The 5,082-nt window shown below is 56.0% G+C and carries 2 rRNA genes; both read left to right on the top strand.

The features are described from left to right. Positions 1-185 precede the first annotated feature (185 nt). Positions 186-1,564, top strand: a 16S ribosomal RNA gene (locus tag AC1DKN_RS20935). 340 nt (positions 1,565-1,904) lie between these two features. Then, positions 1,905-5,039: ribosomal RNA gene (locus AC1DKN_RS20930) — 23S ribosomal RNA — on the top strand. Together the 16S and 23S rRNA genes form the textbook arrangement of a ribosomal RNA operon. Positions 5,040-5,082: the final 43 nt, after the last annotated feature.

Here is a 5,082-nt window from a genome sequence, read left to right as displayed (position 1 = left end):
TGTGTCTGTTGTTTGAGAACTCAATAGTGTGCCAAGTTTGTTGATACCAATTTATTGTATTGAATTGGTTGAATTTGCCGGGCCCGCCACCCCGTGGTGTGGTCTGGTGTTATTTGGCTGGTTTCAAATTTTGTGCAGCGTGTGYATCCCGTTTTCCCGGGGGCGCATGTTGTGTCTGTTTTACTTCAACGGAGAGTTTGATCCTGGCTCAGGATGAACGCTGGCGGCGTGCTTAACACATGCAAGTCGAACGATGATCCGGTGCTTGCACCGGGGATTAGTGGCGAACGGGTGAGTAACACGTGAGTAACCTGCCCTTAACTCTGGGATAAGCCTGGGAAACTGGGTCTAATACCGGATATGACTCCTCATCGCATGGTGGGGGGTGGAAAGCTTTATTGTGGTTTTGGATGGACTCGCGGCCTATCAGCTTGTTGGTGAGGTAATGGCTCACCAAGGCGACGACGGGTAGCCGGCCTGAGAGGGTGACCGGCCACACTGGGACTGAGACACGGCCCAGACTCCTACGGGAGGCAGCAGTGGGGAATATTGCACAATGGGCGCAAGCCTGATGCAGCGACGCCGCGTGAGGGATGACGGCCTTCGGGTTGTAAACCTCTTTCAGTAGGGAAGAAGCGAAAGTGACGGTACCTGCAGAAGAAGCGCCGGCTAACTACGTGCCAGCAGCCGCGGTAATACGTAGGGCGCAAGCGTTATCCGGAATTATTGGGCGTAAAGAGCTCGTAGGCGGTTTGTCGCGTCTGCCGTGAAAGTCCGGGGCTCAACTCCGGATCTGCGGTGGGTACGGGCAGACTAGAGTGATGTAGGGGAGACTGGAATTCCTGGTGTAGCGGTGAAATGCGCAGATATCAGGAGGAACACCGATGGCGAAGGCAGGTCTCTGGGCATTAACTGACGCTGAGGAGCGAAAGCATGGGGAGCGAACAGGATTAGATACCCTGGTAGTCCATGCCGTAAACGTTGGGCACTAGGTGTGGGGGACATTCCACGTTTTCCGCGCCGTAGCTAACGCATTAAGTGCCCCGCCTGGGGAGTACGGCCGCAAGGCTAAAACTCAAAGGAATTGACGGGGGCCCGCACAAGCGGCGGAGCATGCGGATTAATTCGATGCAACGCGAAGAACCTTACCAAGGCTTGACATGGGCCGGACCGGGCTGGAAACAGTCCTTCCCCTTTGGGGCCGGTTCACAGGTGGTGCATGGTTGTCGTCAGCTCGTGTCGTGAGATGTTGGGTTAAGTCCCGCAACGAGCGCAACCCTCGTTCCATGTTGCCAGCGCGTAATGGCGGGGACTCATGGGAGACTGCCGGGGTCAACTCGGAGGAAGGTGGGGACGACGTCAAATCATCATGCCCCTTATGTCTTGGGCTTCACGCATGCTACAATGGCCGGTACAAAGGGTTGCGATACTGTGAGGTGGAGCTAATCCCAAAAAGCCGGTCTCAGTTAAGGTGCGGCTGGATCACCTCCTTTCTAAGGAGCACCTACAACCACCCTGCCGGGCGTTATGTCCGTGTGGTGGGGTTGTCAGGAGTACGCCCGTTGCGCAGACGCWAGTTCTGCGGCGGGTGCTCACGGGTGGAATATCAACAAATAGGTGCCTGGCGGCACAGGCCGGCAGTTAGTACGGATGCTCTCTTGAGGGGGTCCTGGAACGCACGCCGGAATGAGCTGTTGGGTAGTGTTTGGCACACTGTTGGGTCCTGAGGCAACAGGACCATGGCGCGGCCGCGTTGTCCTTCCCTTTCGGGGGTGGGTGCGTGGTGGTGGTRTGGGACTTGTGTTTCTGGTTTCCTGGCTGCACCGATCACACGGTTGTTCTGCTCCTTTYGGGGGYGGGGTGTGTGTGGGGTGTGTCTCGAAAATTACTCCTTGATCTTTTGTGGTCAAGTTTTTAAGAGCACACGGTGGATGCCTTGGCATTAGGAGCCGAAGAAGGACGTAGGAATCTGCGATAAGCCTGGGGGAGTCGATAACCGGACTGTGATCCCAGGGTGTCCGAATGGGGAAACCCCGCCAGGGGCGCGAGCTGCCTGGTGACCCGCATCTGAACACATAGGGTGCGTGGAGGGAACGCGGGGAAGTGAAACATCTCAGTACCCGCAGGAAGAGAAAACAATAGTGATTCCGTCAGTAGTGGCGAGCGAACGCGGATCAGGCTAAACCGTTCCATGTGTGATAGCCGGCGGGCGTTGCATGGTCGGGGTTGTGGGACTTCCCACTCCAGCTCTGCCGGGCTGGGAAGGTGAGAGTGCAGGCATAGGTGAACGGTCTTGAAAGGCCGGCCGTAGAGGGTGTGAGCCCCGTAACCGAAATGTTGTGCACCGCCTGGTGAAGTATCCCAAGTAGCACGGGGCCCGAGAAATCCCGTGCGAATCTGTCAGGACCACCTGATAAGCCTAAATACTCCCTAATGACCGATAGCGGACCAGTACCGTGAGGGAAAGGTGAAAAGTACCCCGGGAGGGGAGTGAAACAGTACCTGAAACCGTGTGCTTACAATCCGTCGGAGCCTCCGCGAGCGATCGTGTAGGGGTGACGGCGTGCCTTTTGAAGAATGAGCCTGCGAGTTAGTGTTACGTCGCGAGGTTAACCCGTGTGGGGAAGCCGTAGCGAAAGCGAGTCTGAATAGGGCGTTGCAGTGGCGTGATCTAGACCCGAAGCGAAGTGATCTACCCATGGCCAGGTTGAAGCGACGGTAAGACGTCGTGGAGGACCGAACCCACTTCAGTTGAAAATGGAGGGGATGAGCTGTGGGTAGGGGTGAAAGGCCAATCAAACTTCGTGATAGCTGGTTCTCCCCGAAATGCATTTAGGTGCAGCGTTGCGTGTTTCTTACCGGAGGTAGAGCTACTGGATGGCTAATGGGCCCTACAAGGTTACTGACGTCAGCCAAACTCCGAATGCCGGTAAGTGAGAGCGCAGCAGTGAGACTGTGGGGGATAAGCTTCATAGTCGAGAGGGAAACAGCCCAGACCACCAACTAAGGCCCCTAAGCGTGTGCTAAGTGGGAAAGGATGTGGAGTTGCGAAGACAACCAGGAGGTTGGCTTAGAAGCAGCCATCCTTAAAAGAGTGCGTAATAGCTCACTGGTCAAGTGATTCCGCGCCGACAATGTAGCGGGGCTCAAGTACACCGCCGAAGTTGTGGATTTCAGACATTAGCCAAGCCCTTGTGGTTCAGGCGTCTGGAGTGGTAGGGGAGCGTCGTGTGGGCAGTGAAGTCGCGGTGGAAACCAGCGGTGGAGCCTACACGAGTGAGAATGCAGGCATGAGTAGCGAAAGACGGGTGAGAAACCCGTCCGCCGGATGATCAAGGGTTCCAGGGTCAAGCTAATCTGCCCTGGGTAAGTCGGGACCTAAGGCGAGGCCGACAGGCGTAGTCGATGGACAACGGGTTGATATTCCCGTACCGGCGAAAAACCGCCCATGCTGAACAGGGGATACTAACCGCCCGAAACCTGCCYKASCRCCCTTGTGGTGGAAGGGTTTTGGTGGAGCGCGGGACCTGATCCTGGGAGGCAAGCGTATTAACAGGTGTGACGCAGGAAGGTAGCCGAGCCGGGCGATGGTTGTCCCGGTCTAAGGATGTAGGGCGAACGGTAGGCAAATCCGCCGTTCATGATGCCTGAGATCTGACGGGACCCCCGTATGGGGGGATTCGGTGATCCTATGCTGCCGAGAAAAGCATCGACGCGAGGTTTTAGCCGCCCGTACCCCAAACCGACACAGGTGATCAGGTAGAGAATACTAAGGCGATCGAGAGAATTATGGTTAAGGAACTCGGCAAAATGCCCCCGTAACTTCGGGAGAAGGGGGGCCCCAACCTTGAACACCACTTGCTGGTGGGAGGGGATCGGGGCCGCAGAGACCAGGGGGAAGCGACTGTTTACTAAAAACACAGGTCCGTGCGAAGTCGCAAGACGATGTATACGGACTGACTCCTGCCCGGTGCTGGAAGGTTAAGAGGACCGGTTAGCCGCAAGGCGAAGCTGAGAATTTAAGCCCCAGTAAACGGCGGTGGTAACTATAACCATCCTAAGGTAGCGAAATTCCTTGTCGGGTAAGTTCCGACCTGCACGAATGGAGTAACGACTTCCCCGCTGTCTCAACCATAAACTCGGCGAAATTGCAGTACGAGTAAAGATGCTCGTTACGCGCAGCAGGACGGAAAGACCCCGAGACCTTTACTATAGTTTGGTATTGGTGTTCGGAGTGGCTTGTGTAGGATAGGTGGGAGACGTTGAAGCCCGGACGCCAGTTCGGGTGGAGTCATCGTTGAAATACCACTCTGGTCACTTTGGACATCTAACTTCGGCCCGTAATCCGGGTCAGGGACAGTGCCTGATGGGTAGTTTAACTGGGGCGGTTGCCTCCTAAAAAGTAACGGAGGCGCCCAAAGGTTCCCTCAGCCTGGTTGGCAATCAGGTGTCGAGTGTAAGTGCACAAGGGAGCTTGACTGTGAGAGAGACATCTCGAGCAGGGACGAAAGTCGGGACTAGTGATCCGGCGGTACATTGTGGAATGGCCGTCGCTCAACGGATAAAAGGTACCTCGGGGATAACAGGCTGATCTTGCCCAAGAGTCCATATCGACGGCATGGTTTGGCACCTCGATGTCGGCTCGTCGCATCCTGGGGCTGGAGTAGGTCCCAAGGGTTGGGCTGTTCGCCCATTAAAGCGGTACGCGAGCTGGGTTTAGAACGTCGTGAGACAGTTCGGTCCCTATCCGCTGCGCGCGCAGGAAATTTGAGAAGGGCTGTCCTTAGTACGAGAGGACCGGGACGGACGAACCTCTGGTGTGTCAGTTGTACTGCCAAGTGCACCGCTGATTAGCTACGTTCGGATGGGATAACCGCTGAAAGCATCTAAGCGGGAAGCTCGCTTCGAGATGAGATTTCCATACACCTTGTGTGTGAGAGGCCCCCAGCCAGACCACTGGGTTGATAGGCCGGATGTGGAAGCGAGGACTAACGACTCGTGAAGCTGACCGGTACTAATAGGCCGATAACTTACACCACACACTCTTCCCGTGAACGGATTCAAAAGACGTTCACACCAGGG

The organism is Arthrobacter sp. 01N444, assembly GCF_056399305.1.
This window is presented reverse-complemented; position numbering and strand designations above follow the sequence as displayed.